Genomic DNA, 24153 nt, shown 5'->3' with positions numbered 1-24153 from the left:
CCACATCTGGCTGGTTGGGGGGGGGTGGGGGGGGGGGCGTTGGGGCCGCCCCTGGGGCGGCGGGGGCTGCCCGCGTCCCCGGCGGTCCCGCGCCGGCCGCCCCACTACAGGGCGACCCTCGTGCCTCCCACACAAGGGAGGGAAGGCGATCAGAGAAACAGATCCGGCATCAACGGCCGCGACGGATCCATTGCATAGCCTGACAAATCGGTGATGCCGGCTTCGGCCAGCACTTCGTCATCGATCAGGAACTGGCCACTGAAACCTGCCGCCGGGCGCGTCAGCACGGCGTGCGCAGCATCGGCCATGATCTCCGGCTTGCGGCAACCGGCCACATCCACGCCCGGGATCATGTTGATGGCGTCGGTGGCGATCACCGTGCGCGGCCACAGCGCATTTACCGCCACGCCCTGCGGGCCGAATTCACCGGCCAGGCCCAGGGTGACAAAGCTCATGCCCATCTTGGCCAGCGTGTAGCCGGTATGTGGTGCCCACCACCTGGGGTCCAGGCTCGGCGGTGGCGCCAGCGTCAGGATGTGCGGATTGGGGGCCTGCAGCAGATGCGGCAGGCAGGCCTGCGCGCACAGGAAGCTGCCGCGCGCGTTGACCTGCTGCATCAGGTCAAAACGCTTCATCGGCGTGTCCAGCGCACCGCGCAGCCAGATGGCCGAGGCATTGTTGACCAGGATGTCGATGCCGCCGAAGGCATCCACGGTTGCCGCCACCGCCGCATTGACCTGGTCTTCCTCGCGGATGTCGCATTTCAGTGCCAAACCCTGGCCACCGGCTGCATTCACCGCCTCGGCGGCACTGTGGATGGTGCCCGGCAACTTGGGATTGGGCACCGATGATTTGGCGGCAATGGCCACGTTGGCACCATCGCGCGCGGCGCGCAGGGCGATGGCCAGGCCAATGCCACGCGAGGCACCAGTGATGAAAAGGGTCTTGCCCTGCAAGCTGCTCATGCCTACTCCGACCACATGGATATCAGCCCGCATTATGCCGATGCCGGCACGTTTGAGTGGCTGTTCGCATTGCCGACCGCTGCGACATTTCCTGTTCATGCGCCGCGCCGATACTGATGCCGCTCTTCATCAGGATCCGGCAATGAAACCCCTGCTTTACACCGCCCCGCTGTTTCTGGCCCTTTCACTTGCTGCGTGCCAGAAGCCCCACACCGCGGCGGAATCCCCTCCCATCACCAAGGATGTGGCCGCACAGACCACCGGCCTGGGCGAAACCGCAACAAAGATCGACGCCCGCGCCGTATGGAATGGCTCACTGGATGCCTGCCGCGATGCCACCACGGCCGCCGATGCCTGCCTGGTCAGCACATTGCGCGCCGGCGGGGCTTCACCGTCCGCATTGAACGCCGCACGCACCCTGTCGGCACAGGGCAAGCCGGGCTATGTCAGCGCCTGGCAATCGGTTGAGGGCGTCGGCGTGGCGACGCTGGAGTTCCCGTTCCGGGCCAATACCAACCAGGGCACCTGGCTGGTGGATGCGGCCGGCAAAACCGTGGACGTGGATGAGCAGGTACTGGGTGAAGACGTGCGCGGCCTGCCCGAATACAAGGCCTTCAACGACAAACACCCCGAGGCCAGCCCGTTCGCCCCGGCACAGGCCAGTGGCAGCGATGCCCTGCCCGATGGGGGCGTACGCCTGCGCTACACCACGCCGCTGCGCAGCTGCCATGCCTGCGCCGACGAAGGCCAGGTCACGCTTGGCTACGACTTCGATGCCAAGCGCAATTTCAAGGGCCGGCAACTGGTGGAACTGCGCTGACCCAGCGGCAAGGCGCGCCATGCTCGACCACGGGCATGGCGCAGTACCTGCAGCCGCTCAGGGCTTGGGGCCCTGACCTTCGTTGTCTTCCCAATGCAGGATGCGCCGGGTGACAAAACGGTAGACCGGCTTGCCGGTGGCGAACCACAGCTCGCGGACCCACGAGTGCCGCTTGAGCACGCGCAGCTCCACCGGGGTCAGTGACTGCCGGCAATACATGCGCTTGTGCTTGAGCAGGTGGCGCAGGTCTTCGCGCGCCAATAGCCGCATCCAGCGCGAGCGGGGGTTGCCGCAGACCGCCAGCTGGAAGTCGATCAGGGCCGGGGAGCCATCCTCGCGCACCAGCCAGTTGGCCTCCTTGGCCAGGTCGTTGTGGGCAATGCCATGGCGGTGCACACGTTGCAGCAGCCGCCGCGCGGCCCGGAAATAGGCCAGGTCGCCATGCGGTGGCCGCTGGTACATGGCCGCCCCTTCCATGTAGCTGCGGTCCAGCCAGCGGCCATCCCAGCCCAGCAGCCGGGGCGTGGCTTCCATGCCGTCGAGCTGTGCCAGCGCCCGGGCCTCGCGCCGGGCCAGCCACCACGCCGGCAGGCGCAGCCACAGCGGCGTCGCGCCCAAGTCCCGGCGCACGAAGCGGCCCTGCGCGCCATCAACCAGCAGGATGCGGCCGAAGCTGTCCGCCTTCAGCGCGGTGAAAGTTGTCTCGGGGGTAGGTTCTGCCATCGCGCCATTCTAGGCGGTGAGGCGGATTTCACGGCGTTCAGCCAACGCCCGCCAGGTGAATGCCCGGCTGGGCAACCGCAAGGAACCTGCAGCGCATCTGCCGGTCTGACAGAACCCTGCCCCTATAATCGGCCGATGAATTCCTGGATCGACACCACGCTGGCGTGGATTGCTGCTCATCCCGTACTCGCCGGTGCTGCGATCTTCGCCATCGCCTTCTGCGACGCCGTCATCATCCTGGGCGCCATCGTGCCCGCGCTGCCGTTGATGATCGCGGTGGGGGTGCTGATCGGCATGGGCGAATTGTCCGGCCCCTACGCGGTGGCGTGTGCCACGGTCGGTGCCTTTGCCGGCGATGGCCTGAGCTACTGGGTGGGCCGGCGCTGGGGCGACCGCCTGCGCGGCGTGTGGCCGTTCAGCCGCTACCCGCAGCTGCTGGACCGTGGCGAACTGCTGTTCCGGCGCAATGCCTTCAAGAGCATCCTGGTGGCCCGCTACGTCGGTGCGATCCGGCCGTTCGTGCCGGCCATCGCCGGCATGGCGAACATGCCCTTCATCAAATACCTCAAGGCCAGCGGCATCGCCTGCCTGTCGTGGGCGGTGCTGTTCCTGCTGCCGGGCTGGGCACTGGGCCAGGCCTATGACGCAGTGGCCGCGGTGGTCGGCCACCTGTTCCTGGTGATTGCCCTGCTCGGCGCCATCCTGGGCCTGGTCTGGGCCATCGTGCTGTACAGCTACCGCTGGTCGGCCGCACGCATGGACGGCTGGCTGGCCCGCCTGCTGCACTGGTCGCAGCGCCACCCCCGGCCGCTGGGGCGCGCCCTGAGCGACCTGTTTGACCCCAAGCGGCGCGAATCGGTGCCGCTGGCGATGCTGGCGCTGATGCTGTTGCTGCTGGGCTGGGGTTGGTTCGTGCTGCTGATGGTGGTGGTCGGCCACGGTGAGCCCCTGGCACTGGACCTGGCCGTACACGAGTTGATGCTGGCCCTGCGCAATCCGCTGGCCGACTACCCGATGGCGGCGCTGGCCTCGCTGGGCGACTGGCAGGTGCTGCTGCCGGCCATCGCTGCCGGCATGGGCTATCTGGCCTGGCGGCGGCGCTGGATGGCGGTGCTGCACTGGCTGGCGGCACTGGCCTTTGGCCTGGCCCTGACCAAACTGCTGGGCACCACCGTGGACGTGGTACGCCCGCCATCGGCCAGCAGCGGCTTCGGCTTCCCGTCGGTGGCGGTGACCATGGCCACCATCACCTTTGGCTTCTTTGCCGTGCTGATCGGCCGCGAACTGCCCGGCCGCACCCGCGTCTGGCCGTACCTGCTGTCCGGCGTGGTGGTCACGGTCATTGGCTTTGCCCGCATCTACCTGGGCGCACACTGGCTCAGCGATGTCATCGGCGGCATGTTGTTCGGCATCTTCTGGCTGTTGCTGCTGGGCGTGGCCTACCGCCGCCGCTTCAACCGCTCGTTCTGGGTCAAGCCGGTGGCGTGGCTGTTCTATGGCGTGTTCGCGCTGGCGGCCTTCTGGTACGCGCCGCGCAATGTACCGGCCAAGCTGGCCAAGTTCGAGCCGGTGGCCCAGGCAACCCGGCTGATGAATACCGACCAGTGGTGGCAGCACGGCTGGAGCGAGCTGCCGGCGCGTCGCAATGAGTTCGATGACGACCAGCGCTGGCCGCTGGACGTGCAGGTGGCCGGCCCGCTGGCGCCGCTGCAGCAGCAACTGGAGCGCAACGGCTGGACTATGCAGCCGCAGGCTGGCTGGCAGCAGGCACTGGTGATGCTGGACCAGAAGGCCGGGCCGCACGAAGTGCCGGTGTTGCCGGCCACGCTGGACACCAATGTCGAAGCACTGCTGATGCTGCGCCCGGGCACGCGCCCGGATGAAATGTATGCACTGCGGCTGTGGCCATCGGCGGTGCGCCTGCAGCCGGGCCAGGAGCCGGTGTGGCTGGGCAGCGCGCAGACCCTGCGCTATCAGCGCCACCTCAAGCTGTTTGGCATGTGGCGGCCATTGCGTGGCGTTGATCCGGCGCTGGATGCGGTCAAGCAATCGGTGGACGGCATGCAGAGCCAGCAACACACGCAGCCGGAAACCGGCTTGCCACTGCTGATGATCCGCAGCGGGCAATCACCGGCAAACTGACCGCTGCCAGGAAACCCAACACAACGGAATATTCGATGGCCCCGGCATGCGCAGCGCAGCCGGGCCGGGTGAAGCGCCGCCGGCTCAGGCAGCAGCCGTCTTCAGAGGTCTTCTTCCTGCGGCACGTCGAATTCGGGTATCCACTCCAGCAGCAGATCCAGCCGACGATGCGGATCGTCCTGCTGCAGCAGCATCAAGCGCTGTTGGGCGTGCAGGGGCAATAGTTCCCCCAGCCGCCAGCCAACCCACGCGGCCTGGTCCAACTGGGCCGGCCCTGCAGACGCGTACTCGCCGCCCAACTGTTCCAGAATGCGTTCCAGCAACGTGCCCAGCAGCGCGTGTTCCGGCTGCAGTTCATCATCGGTGTCGCGCTCGCACCATTCCACTTCGCCGACGACCAGGCCGTTGTCGCGCACATGGGTGTCATCCACGCGAAAGCGCCGTGCGCCACGCAGCCGCAGCACCAGCACGCCATCGGCACCGACATCAAAATCCTCGACCACGGCCTCGACCCCCCAATCTGCGGGTATTGCCGGCGCGCCGGTCTCTTCGCCTTCCTGGATCAGGCACACACCAAAGGTGCTGCCATTGCGCCCGCACTCGCGCACCAGGTCCAGATAACGTGGCTCGAACACCCGAAGACCCAGAACCGCACCCGGCAACAACACCGAATGCAGGGGAAACAAGGACAGGCTTTGCGGTGAATTCATCAGCAGCACGAACGGTGGACCGGGATCGATGTTACCTCCCGGCCCACCACGGTGCATCCCGCATGCATCGAACGATGCGTGGCACTTACGTCAGAAGTTGTACTTCACATGCGTGTGGACGCGATTCATGTCGCCCTCCTGCCCGTTCTCAAGACGGCGAAGCGCATGACTCAACTCCATGCCCACGTCCAGCTTGGGGAATGGCGAATAGATCAGGTTGGCGCGTACCGACTGCGCCTTTTCAGTGACTTCATAACCCGTGAGCGCGGCATCGTTGTCCAGCACCGCCACCGAGTACACCAGGTTGCCACGCAGCTTCGGCGAGAATGCATGGCGCCACGCAGCGAAACCGCCGTAGCCATTCATCGCATGCAGGCGGCCTTCGGCATCCAGTACCGTGTCGCTGCCCAGCGCAAAGCCGAGGTAACGGCCCACACCCGCGCCGCCACTGACCATGTAACGCAGATCATCGTTCGCGCCGAGGTTGAACTTGCCCGAGACGCTCAATGCACCGCCGGTATCGTTGTGGCCGTCATAGCGGAAGTTGCGCAGCAACGCGGCGACGGTGAAGTGGCCCCAATCACCGCGCTTGAGCCAGCGTGCGGTGAGGTCGGGCATGACATCGTCACCACTGTTGATCCGTGCGCCACGGCCAGCGAAGGGGGTGATGGTTGTCTGCGGGTTCTCGGCCGAGAACGACCAGGCGCCCTTGCTGTAACGCAACTGCGCCTGGCGCGAGAAAATGGTGCCTTCCGAAGGGCCGGTGAAATCCACCGTATCCGGCAATGCGGCCACATCCTGGAAGTTTGACCAGGTCTGGCCGGCCAGCCAGTTGTTCCAGCTCACATAGGCCTGCCGCAAGGTGACGGCATAGGTGTTGGTGATGACCTCGTTGCCGGCAAAGGCATTGCTGCCACCGCCGTACATGTCAGCCTCGATGTAGGCCTTGAGCTTGTCACCGTTGTCGGTGGTGGTATCGGCACCGAACCAGAACCGCGAGAACTGTGCATGTACGTCGGTGTAACTGGCGCTGCGGCCATTGCCATCGGCCGCCACCGGCGTTGCGCCCGGGAAGTAGAACAGGCGGCCGGCCGAGCCATCGGCAATCTCGCCGTCGCTGGTACGGGTATACATCGAATCCAGCTTGATGAAGCCACCGAAGGAGAACTTCGTGCCCGGCATGGCGTTGGGCATAACCGCAGCCGGGGCCGCGGGCGCTGCAGCCACACGGCTGGCATCCAGCGCCGCCGCTGACGGCGCAGCATCCGTAGTCGCATTGGCATTGGCTGCGTCACGCTGCTGGTAAGCCTGCAGCATGTCGCGCATCTGCTGCACCTCCTGCTCCAGCTGTGCCATGCGCGTTTCCATGGCCGCTGCATCCATGGCCTGGGCCAGCGCACTCAGTGGCATTGCAGCCAAGGCCGCGGTGGCGGCCAGTACGGCCAGTTTCTTGTTACCGATCATTGTTTTTCCCCTCCCAGGGCAACAGAACACCGTTCCGGCGCTCGCCGGGAGCGCCGGTGCTTGTCGAACGTTTTTCCTGCCCTGCGCCGGCGTGAGCCGGGAACTACCGGGCAGCCATCAGTGCCGTGCAGCGGGTGGCATGGAGCTGGCGTCGCGTGGATCCAGCGCGCGACGCCCGCGCCATCGACACCTCACACAAAGCGCATCGATGTGGTGCCGATGCCATCAGCGCGCACCAGTACGTTGTCACCTGCGGCAACCGCAACGGCGGCGGTGATGGCACCGGACAGCACCACGCTGCCGGCCGGCAGCACCTGGCCGCGCTCGGCGAGCATGTTCACCAGCATTGCCACCGCATCGGCGGGATTGCCCAGCACCGCGGCACCGGCCCCCACTTCGACCACCTGGCCGTTCTTCTCCATCACCACGCCAAGCGTCTCAAGGTCCAAACCCTCTACCGCCGTCGGCCGCGACCCCAGGACATAACGTGATGCCGAAGTGTTGTCTGCAATCACGCTGGGCAGGTCGAAGCGGAAGTTTTCATAGCGCGAGTCGATCAGCTCGATGGCCGGCACCACATAGTCGGTCGCGGCCAGCACCCGGGCCACGTCGCAGCCCGGGCCGGCCAGTTCCTCGCGCATGACGAAAGCGATCTCGGCTTCCACCTTGGGATGGATCAGGCGAGCGGTATCGACAACCGCACCGTCATCCACCGCATTGTCATCACCGAGGAAGCCATAGATCGGCGTATCCACGCCCATCTGCTGCATCTTCGGCCTTGAGGTCAGGCCCATCTTCATGCCCACGATGCGTACGCCCGCAGCCTGTTTCATGCTGCGCAGGCATTCCTGGATGTCGTAGGCGGCGCTGACATCGATCTGTGGGTGCGCATCGGTGATCTTGGTCACTTCGCGCCTTTCCTGCTCTGCGGCCAGCAACTGCAGCGCGCAGTTCTCGATGATGGAACGGTCCAGCGTCATGCCTGCTTCTCCTGCGGTTGTTCGCCACGCGCACGCAGCATGTCCAGTGCGACGTCAACGATCATGTCTTCCTGCCCGCCGACCATGCGGCGCTTGCCCAGCTCGACCAGAATGTCGGCGGTCTTCAGGCCGAAACGCGACGATGCGATCTCGGCGTGCCGCAGAAAGCTGGAATAGACCCCGGCATAGCCCAGGGCCAGGGTTTCGCGATCCACCCGCACCGGGCGATCCTGCAGCGGGCGCACGATGTCGTCAGCTGCATCCATCAGGGTGTACAGCTCGCAACCATGGTTCCAGCCCATGCGCTCGGCAGCGGCAATGAACACCTCCAGCGGCGCATTGCCGGCACCGGCGCCCATGCCGGCCAGGCTGGCATCAATGCGATACGCACCGGCTTCAACCGCAGCGATGGAGTTGGCCACGCCCAGTGAAAGGTTGTGATGGGCGTGGATGCCGATCTGTGTGCCCGGTTTCAAGGCATCGCGCAATGCACTGACCCGGTCACGCACATCATTCATGTTCAATGCGCCGCCGGAATCGACCACGTACACGCAGGACGCGCCGTAGCTTTCCATCTTCTTCGCCTCCACGGCCAGCGCCTGTGGCGTGGTCATGTGGCTCATCATCAGGAAGCCGACCGCATCCATGCCCAGCGTATTGGCTGCCTCGATGTGCTGGCGCGAGATATCGGCCTCGGTGCAATGCGTGGCCACACGCACGATGCGCGCACCAGCGGCATGCGCGTTCTTCAGGTCGTGCACGGTGCCGATGCCCGGCAGCAGCAGCGTGGCGATCCGGGCATGCGACACCACGCTGGCGGCCGCCTCGATCCATTCCACGTCACTGTGTGCGCCGAAGCCATAGTTGAACGAAGAACCCTGCAGGCCGTCGCCATGGGCGACCTCGATGGAATCGACGCGGGCCTTGTCCAGCGCGGCGGCGATGCTGCGCACCTGGTCGATGCTGTAGCGGTGACGCACCGCGTGCGAACCATCGCGCAAGGTGACGTCGGAGATATAGAGCTTGTTGGCAGTCATGTTGTTGTCCTCACGCTGCGGCACGCGCGGCCAGCACCGAGGCGGCCATGCGCTCCCCGGTAGCCAGCGCGGCCGACGTCATGATGTCCAGGTTGCCGGCGTAAGCGGGCAGGTAGTGCGCGGCGCCTTCCACTTCCAGGAAGATCGAGGTCTTCAAGCCGGTGGTCATGCCCACGCCCGGCACATTGACCGGCTCGTCAAGCTGCTCGAACTGCACCTGCTGCTTGAGCCGGTAGCCCGGCACATAGGCGGCCACACGTGCGGCCATGTCGGTCACAGCGGCCTCGATGGCAGCGGTGTCGGCCACCTCGCTGAGCACGTAGACGGTATCGCGCATCAGCAACGGCGGTTCGGCCGGGTTGAGCACAATGATCGCCTTGCCAACCTGCGCACCGCCCACGCTTTCAATCGCGCGCGAAGTGGTTTCGGTGAACTCATCGATATTGGCCCGGGTGCCGGGGCCGGCACTCTTGCTGGAGATGCTGGCCACGATCTCCGCATATTTGACCCTGGCCACCGAAGCCACCGCCGCCACCATCGGAATGGTGGCCTGGCCGCCACAGGTGACCATGTTGACGTTGGCCGCCTCGATGTTGTCTTCCAGGTTCACCGTCGGCACGCAATACGGGCCGATGGCGGCCGGGGTCAGGTCAACCACGCGGATACCCGGCTTGGCGGCACGCAGCAGCGCGTCGTTGGCGACATGCGCCGACGCCGAGGTGGCATCGAACACGATGTCGATGTCGGCAAACAGTTCGGATTCGATCAAACCGGCCACGCCGCTGGAGATGGTTGCCACACCCATGCGTGCAGCGCGCGCCAGGCCATCGGATGCCGGGTCGATGCCGACCAGGGCCGCCATCTGCAATTGCTTGCCATGGCGCAGGATCTTGATCATCAGATCGGTGCCGATGTTGCCGGGACCGACGATGGCTGCTTTCAGGGTCATGTAGAACTCCTGTCGTTCAATGGGGGGAGGAAGCAGGCGTCATGCAAAACGGATATCGGCACTGCCCAGTGCGCCGACACGCACGCGCATGTGGTCGCCGGCCACAACCGGGATCAGCGGCACCAGCGCACCGGAGAGGATCACTTCACCGGCCTTGAGCGGTGTACCGAGGCGGCCGAGCGTATTGGCCAGCCATGCCACGCAGTTGACCGGCGAGCCCAGCGCGGCGGCACCGGCGCCGGTGGCCACCAGCTCGCCGTTCTTCTCCACCACCATGCCCAGCGTGCCCAGGTCCAGGTTCTTCGGTGGCACGCGCAGTTCACCAAGCACATAGGCCGCCGCGGAGGCGTTGTCGGCAACGGTGTCGGTAATGCCGATGCGCCAGTCGCGGATACGCGAATCGACAATCTCAAAGCACACCGATAGCGCCTCGGTGGCGGCAAGTACGTCGTGATGGGTAATGCCCGGGCCCACCAGGTCACGCTTGAGATGGAAGGCGATTTCACCTTCCGCACGCGGCGCGATCATGCCGGTGGTCGACAGCTCGCCGCCATTGGCCACCTGCATGCGATCGGTGAGGAAACCAAAGTCCGGCTGGTCCACCTTCAGCATGCGCTGCACCGCCACCGAGGTGGCGCCAATCTTCTTGCCAACCACGCGCTCGCCCTCGGCCAGGCGACGCGCCAGCAGGTCGTTGGAAATCGCATACGCATCGGCCAGCGCCAGGCCGGGGATGCGCTCGCTCAGCGGCTCGATGGCTGCACCACTGCGCAATGCCGCATGCAGTTCGGCACCGTGTCGCGCAATGGCCTCGGCCCCCAGGGAAACAGCACTCATGCCTTCACTTCCTTCGCATCACTCTTGAGCACATCACCCACCGCAAAACGCTGCGGTGGTACTTCGTTGACCATCACCCGGATTGCGCTCATCGGCGCATCCAGCTCGGCATGTGCCACCCGCGCTACTTCGCGGATGAAACGCTGCACTTTCTCTTCGTCACGGCCCTGCACCAGGGTCACCTGGATGATTGGCATGGGTTTACTCCTGCGGTTGCAATCAGGTCAGCTCGACGCCCTTGGTCTCGGGCAGGAACAGCAGCACGATCAATGCAGCCAGCCCGAAGAAACCGGCAGTGGCCATCAACCCGCTGGCCACGCCGTAGCTGTTGGCCAGGAAGCCGATCAGCGCCGGCGCGATGGCGGCGATGGCGCGGCCGCCGTTGTAGACGAAACCCTGCGCGGTGGCGCGCACCGTGGTTGGGAACATTTCGGCAAAGGTCGGTGCGAAACCGCTGTAGAAGCCCGTGCCGAAATACGCCACGACAATGCCAAAGCCCATCAGCAGCATCGGCGACTTGATCATCACGAACAGCGGCACGGTCAAGGCCGAGCACACGAAGAAGATCATGAAGGCCTTCTTGCGCCCCACCCAGTCGGCGATATAACCAAAGGTGACAAAGCCCAGCGCAGCACCGATCTGCATGACCACGATCCAGATCGTGGACTTGACCATGTCCAGGCCCGGGCCGCCGTCGGCAACCGGCGTGGCCAGGTAGGTCGGGATCCAGGTGAACAAGCCCCAGTAACCGCACATGGCCGCGGTGACAAATGCCAGCCCGACCACGGTGCTGCGTGCATGCGCACCAAACAACTGGCCCATGGTCTGGCCAAAACTCAGCCGTTCCTTCTGGTTGACCCAGATCTCCGGCTCCTTGACGTGGCGGCGCACATAGAACGCCAGCAGTGCCGGCAACAGGCCCACCGCAAACACCCAGCGCCACCCCAGGGTCGGCACCACCAGCGCGGCAATGATGGCCGCAGCGGCGTAGCCCGAGGCAAACGCACTCTGGATCCACGCCAGGATCTTGCCGCGGTGCTGTGCCGGCCAGCTTTCGCTCACCAGCGCCGAGCCGGCGGACCACTCACCGCCCACGCCCAGGCCCACGATGACCCGGAACAACATCAGCTGGCCGAGCGTGTCCGACAAACCGCACAAGGCCGTGCCAATCGAATAGCAGATGATGCTGAGCATCATCGACTTGGCGCGGCCCATGCGGTCGGCCAGGTAACCAAACAGCAGCCCGCCGAATGCGGTGGCCAGCAGCGTGGCCGACATCACCATGCCCGCCTGCGACTTGTCGAAGCCCAGGTCCGCGCTGACGTGCTTGAGCACCATCGCGAACAGCATCAGATCCATGACATCCAGCATCCAGCCCAGGTAGGCCGAACGGAATGTTCCCCACTGCTGTTTGCTGGCGCCCTGCCACCAGCGGCCGTTGCCGGCCGTTACCGCTTGGATTGTCGAACCACGCTGCGCCATTGGCTTCCCCTCCGGAATCTTGGCTGATACGAAAGTATCGGTGAACGATACTGCGAACACAAAATATCCGACTTTTCGCAAAAATGGAACATTACAAATGTTTTCGTATCGATATACGATACATGCGTCGTAACAATCGCGAGATTCCGATGTCCGAGTTGATCCTCCGCCTCCATGAAGACCACCTGCCCGCCGATTGCCCGCCGGTCTATCTGCCATCCGGCCCAAGGGCCCTGTATGTGCGCCAGGGGGGGCTGATGGTGGAATCCCCACAGGACGCGCAGTCCCTTGACCCGGCCCAGGCGCGCGTCAGCCAAAGCCCGCTCACCCTGCTCAACGGCGGGCAGGACACGGTGCTGTGGCGCTGGGACCTGACCGACGCCAAGCAGCCCGCCGGTGTCCTGCCGTCGGCACCGGCAACCCGCAGTGAACTCAAGCTGGAAGCGCCGATCACCCTGGACAGGCGCTTTGAATGGCTGATGCGCTGTGACCGGGTGGATTTCCCGAAGGGGGGCGTCGCCCTCACCCATGTCCACCAGGGCCCGGGCATCCGTATCTGCGACTACGGCCGGATCAGCATCGAGACCCTGGGCCAGCGCCAGGACCACCCGCCCGGCCATGCCTGGTTCGAGCTCGGCCACGCGCCGGTGCTGGCACCAACCACCGAGGACGAGGAGACACGTTTCATCCGCTGTTTCCTGCTGCCGCGCCAGCTCAAGGGGCGCAGCTCGATCCGTTACGTGCGCCCGGAGGACGCCGCCGCGCAGAAGACCCAGCGGTACAAGGTTTTCGCAGAGCGATACATCGACCTGCCATAATCGGCACATGTGCGCTGCCAGGCAGGCGGCGCTCGACCCTGCAAACACCTACAGGTAGCCGATGTCCCGTCAAGTTGTGATCGATAAAAAGGATTTGCCCAATGCCGCCGCCGGCAGGGATGCCCAGGACGACACCGCCGATCACGGCCTGCCCACCGCCATCGTCTCGCTGAAAGTGATCGAGGCGCTGGCCTCGGCACCCGGCGGCCTGGGCGTCACCCGCCTGGCCCAGTTGCTGGGCATGCCCAAGGCGCGCGTGCACCGGCACCTGAGCGTGCTGCGCGAGCATGGCTATGTCGACCAGGATCCGGACAACAACCAGTACCGCGTGGGCTGGCAGATGTTCCTGCTCGGCCGTGCCTGCACCAGCCGCTTCGACGTGATGAGCCTGGCCAAACCGATCCTGGAGCAACTGCGCGACCAGGTTGGCCAGACCATCGTGATCTCCACCTTCTCGGACAACGAAGTGGTGGTGATCGACCTGCTGCGCGGCACCGCGCCGGTGGAAATCAGCCTGCGCCCCGGCACCCGCTTCCATCACAACAGCGTGGCCCAGGGCAAGATCGCGCTGGCCTTCGGTGCGGAGAAACTGCGCCGTGCCTATCTCACCCAACCGCTCCCCGCGAGCACGCCACGCACCATCGTTGACCCGGATCGCCTGGCGGCGGAAATCGAACTGGTGCGCAAGCGTGGCTGGGCCGATGCACCGGAAGAGCTGTACATCGGCATCAACGCACTGGCGGCTCCGCTGCTGCAGGCCAACGGCGAGCTGTTCGGCACGCTGGCCATCGTCGGCTCCATCCACTACCTGCCCAGCACGCCGGACCCGGCACATGTGCAGGCCTTACTGGAAGCCGCCGCGCAGATTTCGGCAGCGATGGGATACACCGGCAAGACTTCGCGCTGAAGCCGCTCCCCGCAGGCGCGGCCTTGGCCGCGAAGCCGGCAACCCCCAGACAACGGCACCAACTGCAATTCCGGTATTGCCAGCCCACCGACTCAAGCGTCGCGGCGGAAGCCTCCCCTACGGGAAAGCTCCGCGGTATCAGCTGTTCTGCAACTGCGCCAGGAACCGGCGCGGCGCGCCGTCGAAACCGCCGTTGGACATGAACACCACGTGGTCGCCCTCGCGCACCACGCCGCCCAGCCGCGCCAGCAATGCATCGGTATCGGCCACTGCCTGCGCCTCACCGCGCACGGCGGCAATTACCCTGACCGCATCCCACGGCAACTCCGGACGCGCCAGGAACACCACCGCATCGGCGATATCCAGCGACGGCGCCAGTGCATCGGAATGCGCACCCAGACGCATCGAATTGCTGCGCGGCTCCATCGCCACCACGATGCGTGCGTCACCCACCTTCGCGCGCAGGCCTTCCAGCGTTGTATGGATGGCGGTCGGGTGATGGGCGAAGTCGTCGTAGATGGTCACGCCCTGCGCCAGGCCAATTACTTCCATCCGGCGTTTGACGCTCTGGAAACGGGCCAAGGCCGGCGCCACGCTCGCCACCTCCACGCCCACCGCATGGGCCGCAGCCAGTGCCGCCAACCCATTGAGCACGTTGTGCCGGCCCAGCAGCGACCACACCACGGTCGCCACTTCCACGCCACGATGCAGCACTGCAAACGCACTGCCTTCCTGGTTGATCAGCCGCGCGCTCCATTCCAGCGACGGATCAAAACCAAAGCGTTCCACCGGCGTCCAGCAGCCCATCGCCAGCACTTCAGCCAGGTGCTTGTCCTCGCCATTGACGATCAGACGACCGCGCCCCGGCACGGTGCGCACCAGATGGTGGAACTGGCGCTGGATGGCGGCCACGTCCGGGAAGATATCGGCGTGGTCGAACTCAAGATTGTTGAGGATCGCCACCCGCGGCCGGTAGTGGACGAACTTGCTGCGCTTGTCGAAGAACGCGGTGTCGTACTCGTCGGCTTCCACCACAAACAGCGGTCGATCCGCCTGCGCGGACGCGCTGTCCCCCTCCCGGAGAGGCTGGCCGCCCAAGCGCGCCGACACGCCGAAATCCTCGGCAACACCACCGATCAGGAAACCCGGCTCGCGCCCGGCTGCCTGCAGCAGGAACGCCAGAATCGTCGTCGTCGTGGTCTTGCCGTGCGTGCCGGCCACCGCCAGCGTGTCGCGGCCGGGCAACACCCGCTCGGACAACCACTGCGCACCGGAGGTGTAGCGCCGGCCCGCATCCAGCACCGCTTCCACCGCCGGATTGCCCCGCGAAAGCGCGTTGCCAACCACGATCTCATCACAGTCGTCAGCGATGTTTCCGGGCAGATAGCCCTGCGACAGGGTGATGCCCAGCGTTTCCAACTGTGTGGACATCGGCGGGTACACCGCCTGATCACTGCCTTCGACCTGGTGACCGAGTTCGCGGGCCAAGGCGGCGACACCGCCCATGAAAGTACCGGCAATGCCGAGAATATGGATCTTGCTCATTGGCTGATTGTCGCTGATGCAAACACTCTCGGGTATCTGCGTAAGAGATACCCATCCGTATGTAGGGTTATCCCCGATAGCCCTTGAATGACTTCGCGCCCAGAATGCCGCTTGCCAGCCGCAGCACCCTCAGGTCCTACTCCCCAAGAGGCCATCCCCAGGGAGCTCATGTTGCGGGGCTCTGAGCAAGCCCATTTGCTGGCCTCTACAAACGCAAACGCCCGGCTTCGGTACTGAAGCCGGGCGTTTGCGTTTGCGGCATCAGCGCAAGACGCGGGCCGCGGCAGTTACCCGCCGCAGCCGTGTTCCATCAGCGCTTGATCGCCGCCAGGATGCGGGCCAGCACGTCATCCAGCTCGCCGACGCCATCCACGCGCGCCAGGGTGCCCTTGGCCGCGTAGAAGTCGATGACCGGCGCGGTGGAATCGTTGTAGACCTGCAGGCGCTGGCGCACCGATTCGGGGTTGTCGTCGGCACGGCCCTGTTCCTGGGCGCGGCCAGCAATGCGCTCGACCAGCAGTTCGGTCGGCACGTCCAGCTGCACGATGGCGTCCAGCGGCTGCTTGAGCTTGGCCAGCAGCTCGCCCAGCGCATTGGCCTGGGCCACGTTGCGCGGGTAACCATCAAGGATGAAGCCGGTGGCGACATCGGCCTGGGACAGGCGCGATTCCAGCATGCCCAGCAGGATGTCATCGGAAACCAGGTTGCCCGAATCCATCACCGCCTTGGCCTGCTTGCCCAGCTCGGTGCCGGCGGCCACTTCGGCGCGCAGCAGGTCGCCGGTGGAGATGTGCGGAATATTCAGTTCTTCCTTCAGGCGGCTTGCCTGCGTGCCCTTGCCCGAACCGGGCGGTCCCAACAGAACCAATCGCATTCCTGACTCCCATATGTTTTGAGTAAACGGGACGGACAGCGGCGTTAGACTCATGGGCCGATTCACGCTGCACCGCAATATGCGCAGCTTACCGCATCCGGCCAATGTCCCGGAAATGCCCCCCGCCCGGAGAGTATCCCTCATGTCCAAAGGCACCTTGCTTTACGCCCAGTCCGGCGGCGTCACCGCCGTCATCAACGCCACCGCTTCGGCCGTCATTGCCGAGGCAAGGTCGAAGAAAATCAAGGTGTTGGCTGCACGCAACGGCATCCTTGGCGCATTGCGCGAGGAGCTGATCGACACCTCCAAAGAGTCCGCCGCCAACATCGCCGCACTGGCCCATACCCCTGGCGGCGCCTTCGGTTCATGTCGCTACAAGCTCAAGTCGCTGGACGCGGACCGGGCCAAGTACGAGCGCCTGCTGGAGGTGTTCAAGGCCCACGACGTGCGCTGGTTCCTCTACAACGGCGGCAATGATTCGGCCGACACCGCGCTGAAAGTCTCGCAGCTGGCCAAGGAATACGGCTACCCGCTGACCTGTGTCGGCGTGCCCAAGACCATCGACAACGACCTGGCGGTTACCGACACCTGCCCGGGCTTCGGCTCGGCGGCCAAGTACACCGCCGTGTCGGTGCGCGAAGCTGCATTGGATGTCGCGGCGATGGCCGAGACCTCCACCCGCGTCTTCATCTACGAGGCAATGGGCCGCCACGCGGGCTGGCTGGCCGCCGCCGCCGGCCTGGCCGGCGAGAACCCTGACGACGCACCGCAGATCATCCTGCTGCCCGAACGTGCCTACGACGAGGCTGCCTTCCTGGCCAAGGTGAAGCAGGTGGTGGCCAAGGTCGGCTTCTGCGTGGTGGTGGCCAGTGAAGGCATCCATACCGCCGATGGCAAGTTCGTCGCCGATGCCGGCGGTGGCAAGGATTCGTTCGGTCACACCCAGCTTGGCGGCGTCGCCTCGTACCTGGCTGGCCGGGTCAAGGCCGAGCTGGGCTTCAAGGTGCACTGGACCCTACCCGACTATCTGCAGCGTTCGGCCCGCCACATTGCTTCCAAGACCGACTGGGAACAGGCGCAGGCCGTGGGCAAGGCGGCGGTGCAGTTTGCGTTGAAGGGGCAGAACTCGGTGATGCCGGTGATCGTGCGCAGCGCCGATGTGCCGTACCGCTGGAAGATCGAAGCCGCGCCGCTGTCCAAGGTCGCCAATCACGAAAAGAAGATGCCGGCCGGCTTCATCCGCAAGGATGGCTTTGGCATCACCGAAAAGGCCCGCCGCTATCTGCAGCCGCTGATCCGCGGTGAAGCGCCGCTGCCGTATGGCCGCGATGGCCTGCCCAAGTACGTGACGCTGAAGAACGTGGCCGTTGCCAAGAAGCTGCCGGGCTGGGAAGGCTGACAACCATGCAAGCGCGGAACGGGCGCGGCATGCGTCCGTTCCGCTGCCCTGCTCACGCCCTCAGGCGGGTAATGAACTTGCCGTTGATGTCGGCAATGGTGGCGGTGCCTGCCAGCTTCATCGCCAGCTTCAACTCGGTCTTGAGCGCGTCCAGCACCGAGGTGACGCCGGCCGCACCGCCCAGCGCCAGGCCATAGAGCACCGGCCGCCCCACCGCCACCGCATCGGCCCCCAGCGCCAGTGCCTTGAACACATGCACACCGCGCCGCACACCGCCGTCCAGATAGACCGGCACCTGCCCGCCTACGGCTTCGGCGACATAGGGCAATGAGGTGATGGCGCCGGGAACGGTGTCGAGCTGGCGCCCGCCGTGGTTGGACACCTGGATCGCCGCTGCGCCACGCGCCACCGCTTCCCTGGCGTTCTCGGCCGATTGAATGCCCTTCACCACCACCGGCAGACCGGACTCCTTGGCAATGAAGTCCAGGTCGGTGAAATCCAGGTTGCGCTTGAACACCGTGAACAGCTGCGCCAACGTCGCGCCCTTGGGCGCATTGGGCACGTTGGGGAAGGCCAGGTCCGCTGGAAACACGAAGCCGTTGCGCTTGTCCGCCTCGCGGTTCCCCGCCCATTCCAGGTCCACGGTGAAGACGATCGCCGTCGCCCCCATTTCCTTGGCGCGGCGGATCAGCTCACGGTTCACGCCCTGGTCCTTGGTGTAGTACAGCTGGAACCACTTGGGCCCCTTGCTGACGCGGCCGATGTCCTCAAGCGGCACGTTGGCCAGCGTCTGCGCGGTGAACAGCGCGCCGGCATCAGCCGCACCCTTGGCGGTATCGCGCTCGGCATTGACGTGGGCCAGCCCGTGGGCAGCCATCGGCGGCACGAAAATCGGGATATCCACCCTGGAGCCCAGCAGCGTGGTGGATGTATCCGGCTGGTCCACGCCGGCCAGATAACGCGGAAGTATCTGCACGTCATCGAAGGCGCGCACATTCTCGCGCAGCGTCCATTCGTCACCGGAACCGCTGCTGATGTAGCCGAACTGCGGCTTGGGAATCAGCTTGCGGGCCTCTTCCTCCAGGTCGTAGAGGTTGATGATGTCCAGCTTGCGTTCGGCACTGCCGGCGCGATACGTGCCACCGGAAGCCGCCGCAGGGGCTGCACTGGACTGTGCAAAGGCAGGCAAGGCACCGAGCAGGCTGGCCGCCGATGCTGCGCCGATACTTCCGACAAGAACCTCTCTACGGGTTGTCATGACACCTTCCTGTATGGGCCGGGCGTCAAACGCTACGACCCACCGGCCCATGACAACGTGAAGAAACCCGGCTTGCCGGTTACGGCCGGCAGGCCCTGCCTTCCACGGTCAAACGCGCCGAATATGCCGGCAGCGCAGCCAGGCGCCCGGCCGCCGCCTGTGCCTTGGCGTCTTCCAGATAGACGCGGTTCTGGCCCTGCCCATCCAGCGCCACCTGCTGCCCGGCCGGCTTGCGCCAGACCTCCACCAGCGCCTGCTGCGTGCTGCACGCAGCCGAGGGGATGCGCACGGCCTCGTTGAGCTTCCAGCCATTGGCCTCACTCGGGTTGACCTTGGCAAAATCCAGGAACACCGCGCGCGGTTGGCAGTGTTCGCTGGTGCGCACCAGCTGCATGTCATACGGCGCGGCGGCATCGCCGGTGAAACGGCCTTCGATACGGGTACAGGCTTCGGGAATCTGCCGCACCGTGTGCACGGCCGCATCGGCCTGTGCGCTGGCGGCGGGGCGTTCGATTTCCGGCTTGGTACTGGCAGCCAGCAGTGGCAACGGCAGCGCGGCCAGCAGGGTCAGGGCAAAGGCGGCTTTCATCATCGGCGGTTCCGTAGCAACAGGTTGCTGACGTTGCCAGCCTGCCGCTGAACCCTCGGGCAAGGCCGGCGGCCGCTGGCGGCCGAGACAGCTGCCGGTCATACTCGACGCGCCTCAGAGTGTTTGAACACAGCGACACGTACCACAGCCGCACGCGGCCCGGGTCTGTTCCAGTGCTTCGATCTACCCGGCGTGTCCCCGCTTCATCCACAGCTGGATGGCATCCACCAACGCTGGAGGGGTCATGCTCGAACAGTACGGTCTTGTGCTTTCGCTTGTCTGTGCCGCTGTCGCCATCGTCTACGGCATCATCTCGGCCCAATGGGTCCTGCGCCAACCTGCCGGCAATGCCCGCATGCAGGAAATCGCCTCCGCCATCCAGGAAGGCGCGCGGGCCTACCTCAACCGCCAATACCTGACCATCGCCCTGGTCGGCGTGGTGTTGTTTGTACTGGTCGGTTTCTTCCTCAGCTGGTACACCGCGATTGGTTTTGCAATCGGCGCGGTGCTGTCCGGCGCGGCCGGTTACATCGGAATGAACGTCTCGGTACGCGCCAACGTGCGCACTGCCGAGGCCGCACGCAATGGCATGAGCGCGGCGATGGATGTCGCGTTCCGTGGTGGCGCCATCACCGGCATGCTGGTGGTGGGCCTGGGCCTGCTCGGCGTGGCCGGTTACTACCTGCTGTTGCAGCGCATGGGCCTGAGCCAGGCCGACAACCTGCATGCGCTGGTGGGCCTGGCATTCGGCAGCTCGTTGATTTCGATCTTCGCGCGCCTGGGCGGCGGCATCTTCACCAAGGGTGCGGACGTGGGCGCGGACCTGGTCGGCAAGGTCGAAGCCGGCATTCCCGAGGATGACCCGCGCAACCCGGCGGTGATTGCCGACAACGTCGGTGACAACGTTGGCGACTGCGCCGGCATGGCAGCGGATCTGTTCGAGACCTATGCGGTGACGGTGATCGCCACCATGCTGCTGGGCGGCATGATGATGGCCGAAGTCGGCCGCAACGCGGTGCTGTACCCGCTGGTGCTGGGCGGCGTGTCGATCATCGCTTCGATCATCGGTGCGTTCTTCGTCAAGGTGAAAGCCGGCGGCTCGATCATGGGCGCGCTGTACAAGGGCGTGATTGTCTCCGGCGTGCTGGCCGCCATCGCCTTCTGGCCGGTGACCACGCAGCTGATGGCCGATTCCAGCCATGGCGCCACCAACCTGTACATCTGCGCCTTGATCGGCCTGGTGCTGACCGGGCTGATCGTGTGGATCACCGAGTACTACACCGGCACCCAGTACAAGCCGGTGCAGCATGTGGCGCAGGCTTCAACCACCGGCCACGGCACCAACATCATCGCCGGCCTCGGCGTGTCGATGAAGTCCACCGCACTGCCGGTGATCGCGGTGTGCGTGGCGATCTGGGCGGCATTCCATTTCGGCGGTCTGTACGGCATCGCCATCGCTGCAACGGCGATGCTGTCGATGGCCGGCATGATCGTCGCACTGGACGCTTACGGCCCGATCACCGACAACGCCGGTGGCATCGCCGAGATGGCCGAGCTGCCATCGGACATCCGCGACATTACCGACCCGCTGGATGCGGTGGGCAACACCACCAAGGCGGTGACCAAGGGTTATGCGATCGGCTCGGCGGCATTGGCCGCGCTGGTGCTGTTTGCCGACTACACCCACAACCTGCAGGTGGCGCATCCGGGCGAAGTCTTCGCGTTCGACCTGTCCGACCACACGGTGATCATCGGCCTGCTGATCGGCGGTTTGATTCCCTATCTGTTCGGTGCGATGGCGATGGAAGCGGTGGGCCGCGCGGCCGGTGCGGTGGTGGAAGAAGTGCGCCGCCAGTTCCGCGAGATCCCCGGCATCATGCAGGGCACGGCCAAGCCGCAGTACCACAAGGCGGTGGACATGCTGACGCGTTCGGCGATCAAGGAAATGATCGTGCCGTCATTGTTGCCGGTCGCCGTGCCGGTGGTGGTTGGCCTGCTGCTCGGGCCCAAGGCGCTGGGTGGTTTGTTGATCGGCACCATCGTCACCGGCCTGTTCGTGGCGATCTCGATGACTACCGGCGGCGGCGCCTGGGACAACGCCAAGAAGTACATCGAGGACGGTCACTTCGGCGGCAAGGGCAGTGAAGCGCACAAGGCCGCAGTCACGGGCGATACCGTTGGCGATCCGTACAAGGACACGGCCGGGCCGGCGATCAATCCATTGATCAAAATCATCAATATTGTCGCGCTGCTGTTGGTGCCGTTGTTGTAAGCCGCATTGAATACGGGGAGAGCGCCCCTCACCCCAACCCCCGCTCCGCGCCCCGGCCTTCGCTAGACGCGAAGGCGCTAGGAGAGCCGCGAATCAATGATTCGCAAGCTGCTCTCCGTCGCCCCGCAAGGGGAGAGGGGCTTTTGGGTTGTTGCAGTTGAGTGGATTGCCCTGACCTGCAGCGTCTTCTCGGTGATTGGCTCACATCACTACTTCGCGAGAGCCAACCATTGCGAGCCAGCACTTGCCGGATGCACCGCTCAGCGCGAACGTGGCCGCTTCACGGCGTGCACCTTGCCATCCAGACCGCCGCCGCAATAAAACAGTTCACCGCCATCCGCTTCGAGGCCACTGACGCTGATGCCGTCCGGCATCTGCAGCCGCTCCAGCACATCGCCGGTTTCCGGGTGGATGCGGCGGATGTCGCTCTGCTCGCCTTCGCCGGTGGCATGCCAGAGATCGCCGTCCACCCAGGTCACGCCGGTGACGAAGCGGTCCGATTCGATCGTGCGCAGGATGGTGCCGTTGGATGGATCAATCTGATGGATCTTGCGCTGCCGGTACTGCCCTACCCACAGGCTGCCTTCGGCCCAGGCCATGCCTGAATCGGTGCCGCCGCCAGGCGCGGGAATCGACGACACCACCTGCCCACTGCGTGGGTCGATCTTGTCGATGCGCGCTTCGGCGATCTGATAAATATGCGTGCCATCGAAGGCGGTTCCGGCATCGCACGGCAATGCCAGCGAATGCACAGGCTCACCGCTTTGTGGATTGAACGCCACCAGCGCGGCGCCGGTGGCGGCCCATACGTTCTTGCCGTCGAAGCTGACGCCGTTGATGCAGTGTGAGTCCGCGAACGGGCCGTAATCGCGCACCACTTCGGCCGGGCGCACGCTGGCTGTGGCCTTTGCGGGGGTGAGGGTTTGAGTGTTCATCGCTGCAATCTCCTGGCACGTAGGGTTGGGTGCCTGCCGACGACCCTAGTCAATCGGCAGCGCGGCAGGGAGTAACAAGATCGTCGTGAATCCACTCAGCGGCACCGACCGCCAACGCTGCGTGCGACCACGGCCGCTCGAACGCACCCGCCCGGCGTCCTCCAGCTCGACCAACGCCCGCTGCACGCTGCGCTGGCTGGTGCCCAGTGCCAGAGCCAGCGCCGAGCTGGACCAGGCTGCATCGTCGGACAGCAACGCGATCACGGCCGCTTGCTCCCCTTCGATCGGTGGTGCCAGCACCCATACCTGGCTTGCGGCATTCGCTATCAGACGGAAGCCTTCCGCAGTCGCTTCGATGTGGGCCTGCGCGGCGATGAGTGTCCGCAGGCGGCCGATCTCCACCCGCAGCCGTGCGCGCAGCGTTTCGTCGTAATGACGCAGACCGAACGCGCGCATGATCAACGCATCGCGTTCGACTGCCGCCGGCCAGGCTTCGGCCAGCGCACGCACCAGTGCGAACAGCACCGGCCGCCGCGCCAGTGATTGCCAGCTCTCGCCCACGCGTATGCCGCGACGGCAGGCATCCACGATCAACGCGCCGGAGTTCAACAATTCCTGTGCCTGCTCAATGCGCAGCGGCTGCTCGCTGCCGGCACCGATACGACGTGCCGCCGGTTGATCCAGCCGCGTGCAAGCGGCATCGACCTCGGCCTGCAATGCCGGGATACCTGCTTTGCTTGCGGCCTCGCGTGCGCGATCAAGTGCAGCACGCGCGGCGGCGATCTGCAGCGAGCGCAACGCCAGTGCCGCCGACGTCAGTCCGGCCATCGCTCCCAACGCGGGCGGCAACCGCTGTCCATCGAGTTTGGCCAGAGCGGCAGCGGCTTCCTGCAATTTGCCCAGCAGCAATGACCGGCGCGCCAAGACCAACCAGGCCTGCAGCGCGTTGGCATGATCGCCGCGCGCTTCCAGAACCGTTGCGACATCCAACAAGGGACGTGACGAGCCGCCAAGTTCACGCATCGCCAGCGACACCTCGGCTTCGGCCACCGCACAACGCGCACGCGCCAGCACTTCATGCGCGCCAAACCCGCGCCGGGCACGCCGCAACAACTCCCGCGCACGCGATAGTTCGCCCAGCTGGGCCATGGCGATACCGCGCAGGGCCAGCGCAGAGGGATCGTCACGCAGTGCAATGTGCTTGAGCGCGGCCAGGACATCGCCTGCGGCAAGGGCACGCGCGGACGCTGTGATCAGGGAGTCCATGGCGACAGGCTACCTGTCTGTGCTCATGTTGGCGGCGCGTTGTAAGCAACCGAAGCATGGCCGTGCAGCTTGGCCGCACAGCTCCGGCGGGCATATGCCGTTTTCAGGCTTTGCCGCGGACCGCTGCTGCAATAGAAACCGGAATGCATGAAGCGCCCCCACCGCCTGCGGAGCCGGCGCC

21 protein-coding genes and 1 pseudogene are annotated in these 24153 nt (G+C 65.4%); 6 read left to right on the top strand and 16 right to left on the bottom strand.

The window, feature by feature from the left end; translation table 11 throughout:
• Positions 1 to 149: 149 nt before the first annotated feature.
• Positions 150 to 965, bottom strand: a complete 816-nt coding sequence (locus tag ACVOLO_RS08975) for an SDR family oxidoreductase (RefSeq protein WP_481569901.1) — start codon at positions 963 to 965, stop codon at positions 150 to 152.
• A gap of 142 nt (positions 966 to 1107) precedes the next feature.
• Between ACVOLO_RS08975 and ACVOLO_RS08970 the strand changes: the two genes are divergently transcribed.
• Positions 1108 to 1785: a hypothetical protein gene (locus tag ACVOLO_RS08970; protein ID WP_481569900.1), complete on the top strand. Its 678-nt coding sequence runs from the start codon at positions 1108 to 1110 to the stop codon at positions 1783 to 1785.
• 57 nt (positions 1786 to 1842) lie between these two features.
• Here ACVOLO_RS08970 and ACVOLO_RS08965 read toward each other — a convergent pair whose 3' ends face one another.
• Entirely contained in the window at positions 1843 to 2508 is a 666-nt protein-coding gene (locus ACVOLO_RS08965; RefSeq protein ID WP_481569899.1) for a serine/threonine-protein kinase, read from the bottom strand.
• Positions 2509 to 2643: 135 nt separating this feature from the next.
• Here ACVOLO_RS08965 and ACVOLO_RS08960 point away from each other — a divergent pair, with 135 nt between their 5' ends.
• A complete protein-coding gene (locus ACVOLO_RS08960; protein WP_481569898.1) occupies positions 2644 to 4650 on the top strand; it encodes a bifunctional DedA family/phosphatase PAP2 family protein in 2007 nt (668 codons plus the stop codon).
• Between the two features lie 101 nt (positions 4651 to 4751).
• Here ACVOLO_RS08960 and ACVOLO_RS08955 read toward each other — a convergent pair whose 3' ends face one another.
• The 8 genes and pseudogenes from ACVOLO_RS08955 to ACVOLO_RS08920 all read right to left on the bottom strand — a co-directional run bounded on the left by ACVOLO_RS08955 (position 4752) and on the right by ACVOLO_RS08920 (position 12109).
• On the bottom strand, positions 4752 to 5360 hold the full coding sequence (locus tag ACVOLO_RS08955) for an LON peptidase substrate-binding domain-containing protein (RefSeq protein ID WP_481569897.1): 609 nt from the start codon (positions 5358 to 5360) through the stop codon (positions 4752 to 4754).
• Positions 5361 to 5450: 90 nt separating this feature from the next.
• Positions 5451 to 6824 carry a DcaP family trimeric outer membrane transporter gene (locus ACVOLO_RS08950; RefSeq protein WP_481569896.1) on the bottom strand — a complete coding sequence of 458 codons (1374 nt, stop codon included), beginning with the start codon at positions 6822 to 6824 and terminating at the stop codon, positions 5451 to 5453.
• Between the two features lie 191 nt (positions 6825 to 7015).
• Positions 7016 to 7804 carry a 2-oxo-3-hexenedioate decarboxylase gene (dmpH, locus tag ACVOLO_RS08945; RefSeq protein WP_481569895.1) on the bottom strand — a complete coding sequence of 263 codons (789 nt, stop codon included), beginning with the start codon at positions 7802 to 7804 and terminating at the stop codon, positions 7016 to 7018.
• The gene (gene dmpG, locus ACVOLO_RS08940; protein ID WP_481569894.1) at positions 7801 to 8841 is read right to left on the bottom strand and encodes a 4-hydroxy-2-oxovalerate aldolase; all 1041 of its coding nucleotides are present in this window, start codon (positions 8839 to 8841) and stop codon (positions 7801 to 7803) included. Before dmpG ends, dmpH begins: the two co-directional genes overlap by 4 nt.
• A 10-nt stretch (positions 8842 to 8851) precedes the next feature.
• Complete coding sequence (locus ACVOLO_RS08935; RefSeq protein WP_481569893.1) at positions 8852 to 9790, bottom strand: acetaldehyde dehydrogenase (acetylating); 939 nt, start codon at positions 9788 to 9790, stop codon at positions 8852 to 8854.
• Between the two features lie 39 nt (positions 9791 to 9829).
• Positions 9830 to 10627: a fumarylacetoacetate hydrolase family protein gene (locus ACVOLO_RS08930; protein WP_481569892.1), complete on the bottom strand. Its 798-nt coding sequence runs from the start codon at positions 10625 to 10627 to the stop codon at positions 9830 to 9832.
• Positions 10624 to 10827: pseudogene (locus ACVOLO_RS08925) on the bottom strand (tautomerase family protein); the annotation flags it as partial. The gene ACVOLO_RS08930 and the pseudogene ACVOLO_RS08925, both read right to left, overlap by 4 nt.
• 19 nt (positions 10828 to 10846) lie before the next feature.
• Complete coding sequence (locus ACVOLO_RS08920; RefSeq protein WP_481569891.1) at positions 10847 to 12109, bottom strand: MFS transporter; 1263 nt, start codon at positions 12107 to 12109, stop codon at positions 10847 to 10849.
• 122 nt (positions 12110 to 12231) lie between these two features.
• Between ACVOLO_RS08920 and ACVOLO_RS08915 the strand changes: the two genes are divergently transcribed.
• Together ACVOLO_RS08915 and ACVOLO_RS08910 are read left to right on the top strand one after the other, a co-directional pair.
• Positions 12232 to 12927, top strand: coding sequence for a hypothetical protein (locus ACVOLO_RS08915; protein WP_481569890.1), 696 nt, complete (start codon positions 12232 to 12234; stop codon positions 12925 to 12927).
• Positions 12928 to 12988: 61 nt separating this feature from the next.
• Positions 12989 to 13834 (top strand): IclR family transcriptional regulator, encoded by an 846-nt coding sequence (locus ACVOLO_RS08910; protein WP_481569889.1) that lies wholly within the window; start codon positions 12989 to 12991, stop codon positions 13832 to 13834.
• Between the two features lie 138 nt (positions 13835 to 13972).
• Here ACVOLO_RS08910 and mpl read toward each other — a convergent pair whose 3' ends face one another.
• Both mpl and ACVOLO_RS08900 read right to left on the bottom strand, forming a co-directional pair.
• Positions 13973 to 15379 (bottom strand): UDP-N-acetylmuramate:L-alanyl-gamma-D-glutamyl-meso-diaminopimelate ligase, encoded by a 1407-nt coding sequence (gene mpl / locus ACVOLO_RS08905; RefSeq protein ID WP_481569888.1) that lies wholly within the window; start codon positions 15377 to 15379, stop codon positions 13973 to 13975.
• 310 nt (positions 15380 to 15689) lie between these two features.
• Positions 15690 to 16253 (bottom strand): adenylate kinase, encoded by a 564-nt coding sequence (locus tag ACVOLO_RS08900; RefSeq protein ID WP_481569887.1) that lies wholly within the window; start codon positions 16251 to 16253, stop codon positions 15690 to 15692.
• A 142-nt stretch (positions 16254 to 16395) separates the two neighbouring features.
• On the opposite strand from ACVOLO_RS08900, the gene ACVOLO_RS08895 reads away from it, so the two are divergent.
• The gene (locus ACVOLO_RS08895) at positions 16396 to 17652 is read left to right on the top strand and encodes a 6-phosphofructokinase (RefSeq protein WP_481569886.1); all 1257 of its coding nucleotides are present in this window, start codon (positions 16396 to 16398) and stop codon (positions 17650 to 17652) included.
• Between the two features lie 52 nt (positions 17653 to 17704).
• Here ACVOLO_RS08895 and ACVOLO_RS08890 read toward each other — a convergent pair whose 3' ends face one another.
• A complete protein-coding gene (locus tag ACVOLO_RS08890) occupies positions 17705 to 18910 on the bottom strand; it encodes a lactate oxidase (protein WP_481569885.1) in 1206 nt (401 codons plus the stop codon).
• A 79-nt stretch (positions 18911 to 18989) separates the two neighbouring features.
• A complete protein-coding gene (locus ACVOLO_RS08885) occupies positions 18990 to 19502 on the bottom strand; it encodes a hypothetical protein (protein ID WP_481569884.1) in 513 nt (170 codons plus the stop codon).
• Between the two features lie 241 nt (positions 19503 to 19743).
• Between ACVOLO_RS08885 and ACVOLO_RS08880 the strand changes: the two genes are divergently transcribed.
• Positions 19744 to 21771 carry a sodium-translocating pyrophosphatase gene (locus tag ACVOLO_RS08880; protein WP_481569883.1) on the top strand — a complete coding sequence of 676 codons (2028 nt, stop codon included), beginning with the start codon at positions 19744 to 19746 and terminating at the stop codon, positions 21769 to 21771.
• Between the two features lie 260 nt (positions 21772 to 22031).
• On the opposite strand, the gene ACVOLO_RS08875 is transcribed toward ACVOLO_RS08880, so the two are convergent.
• Together ACVOLO_RS08875 and ACVOLO_RS08870 are read right to left on the bottom strand one after the other, a co-directional pair.
• On the bottom strand, positions 22032 to 22706 hold the full coding sequence (locus ACVOLO_RS08875) for a glutaminyl-peptide cyclotransferase (RefSeq protein ID WP_481569882.1): 675 nt from the start codon (positions 22704 to 22706) through the stop codon (positions 22032 to 22034).
• Positions 22707 to 22751: 45 nt separating this feature from the next.
• Positions 22752 to 23972, bottom strand: coding sequence for a helix-turn-helix domain-containing protein (locus tag ACVOLO_RS08870; protein WP_481569881.1), 1221 nt, complete (start codon positions 23970 to 23972; stop codon positions 22752 to 22754).
• Positions 23973 to 24153: the final 181 nt, after the last annotated feature.

The organism is Stenotrophomonas sp. STEN056, from assembly GCF_056759635.1.
Note: the sequence above shows the minus strand (reverse complement) of the source record. Positions and strands in the feature narration are given on the sequence as shown.

What these genes read in the sequence shown, in the direction of transcription:
- ACVOLO_RS08975 (WP_481569901.1), bottom strand. Translation starts at nt 965, where the DNA reads ATGAGCAGCTTGCAGGGCAAGACCCTTTTCATCACTGGTGCCTCGCGT.
- ACVOLO_RS08970 (WP_481569900.1), top strand. Translation starts at nt 1,108, where the DNA reads ATGAAACCCCTGCTTTACACCGCCCCGCTGTTTCTGGCCCTTTCACTT.
- ACVOLO_RS08965 (WP_481569899.1), bottom strand. Translation starts at nt 2,508, where the DNA reads ATGGCAGAACCTACCCCCGAGACAACTTTCACCGCGCTGAAGGCGGAC.
- ACVOLO_RS08960 (WP_481569898.1), top strand. Translation starts at nt 2,644, where the DNA reads ATGAATTCCTGGATCGACACCACGCTGGCGTGGATTGCTGCTCATCCC.
- ACVOLO_RS08955 (WP_481569897.1), bottom strand. Translation starts at nt 5,360, where the DNA reads ATGAATTCACCGCAAAGCCTGTCCTTGTTTCCCCTGCATTCGGTGTTG.
- ACVOLO_RS08950 (WP_481569896.1), bottom strand. Translation starts at nt 6,824, where the DNA reads ATGATCGGTAACAAGAAACTGGCCGTACTGGCCGCCACCGCGGCCTTG.
- dmpH (WP_481569895.1), bottom strand. Translation starts at nt 7,804, where the DNA reads ATGACGCTGGACCGTTCCATCATCGAGAACTGCGCGCTGCAGTTGCTG.
- dmpG (WP_481569894.1), bottom strand. Translation starts at nt 8,841, where the DNA reads ATGACTGCCAACAAGCTCTATATCTCCGACGTCACCTTGCGCGATGGT.
- ACVOLO_RS08935 (WP_481569893.1), bottom strand. Translation starts at nt 9,790, where the DNA reads ATGACCCTGAAAGCAGCCATCGTCGGTCCCGGCAACATCGGCACCGAT.
- ACVOLO_RS08930 (WP_481569892.1), bottom strand. Translation starts at nt 10,627, where the DNA reads ATGAGTGCTGTTTCCCTGGGGGCCGAGGCCATTGCGCGACACGGTGCC.
- ACVOLO_RS08920 (WP_481569891.1), bottom strand. Translation starts at nt 12,109, where the DNA reads ATGGCGCAGCGTGGTTCGACAATCCAAGCGGTAACGGCCGGCAACGGC.
- ACVOLO_RS08915 (WP_481569890.1), top strand. Translation starts at nt 12,232, where the DNA reads ATGCGTCGTAACAATCGCGAGATTCCGATGTCCGAGTTGATCCTCCGC.
- ACVOLO_RS08910 (WP_481569889.1), top strand. Translation starts at nt 12,989, where the DNA reads ATGTCCCGTCAAGTTGTGATCGATAAAAAGGATTTGCCCAATGCCGCC.
- mpl (WP_481569888.1), bottom strand. Translation starts at nt 15,379, where the DNA reads ATGAGCAAGATCCATATTCTCGGCATTGCCGGTACTTTCATGGGCGGT.
- ACVOLO_RS08900 (WP_481569887.1), bottom strand. Translation starts at nt 16,253, where the DNA reads ATGCGATTGGTTCTGTTGGGACCGCCCGGTTCGGGCAAGGGCACGCAG.
- ACVOLO_RS08895 (WP_481569886.1), top strand. Translation starts at nt 16,396, where the DNA reads ATGTCCAAAGGCACCTTGCTTTACGCCCAGTCCGGCGGCGTCACCGCC.
- ACVOLO_RS08890 (WP_481569885.1), bottom strand. Translation starts at nt 18,910, where the DNA reads ATGACAACCCGTAGAGAGGTTCTTGTCGGAAGTATCGGCGCAGCATCG.
- ACVOLO_RS08885 (WP_481569884.1), bottom strand. Translation starts at nt 19,502, where the DNA reads ATGATGAAAGCCGCCTTTGCCCTGACCCTGCTGGCCGCGCTGCCGTTG.
- ACVOLO_RS08880 (WP_481569883.1), top strand. Translation starts at nt 19,744, where the DNA reads ATGCTCGAACAGTACGGTCTTGTGCTTTCGCTTGTCTGTGCCGCTGTC.
- ACVOLO_RS08875 (WP_481569882.1), bottom strand. Translation starts at nt 22,706, where the DNA reads ATGAACACTCAAACCCTCACCCCCGCAAAGGCCACAGCCAGCGTGCGC.
- ACVOLO_RS08870 (WP_481569881.1), bottom strand. Translation starts at nt 23,972, where the DNA reads ATGGACTCCCTGATCACAGCGTCCGCGCGTGCCCTTGCCGCAGGCGAT.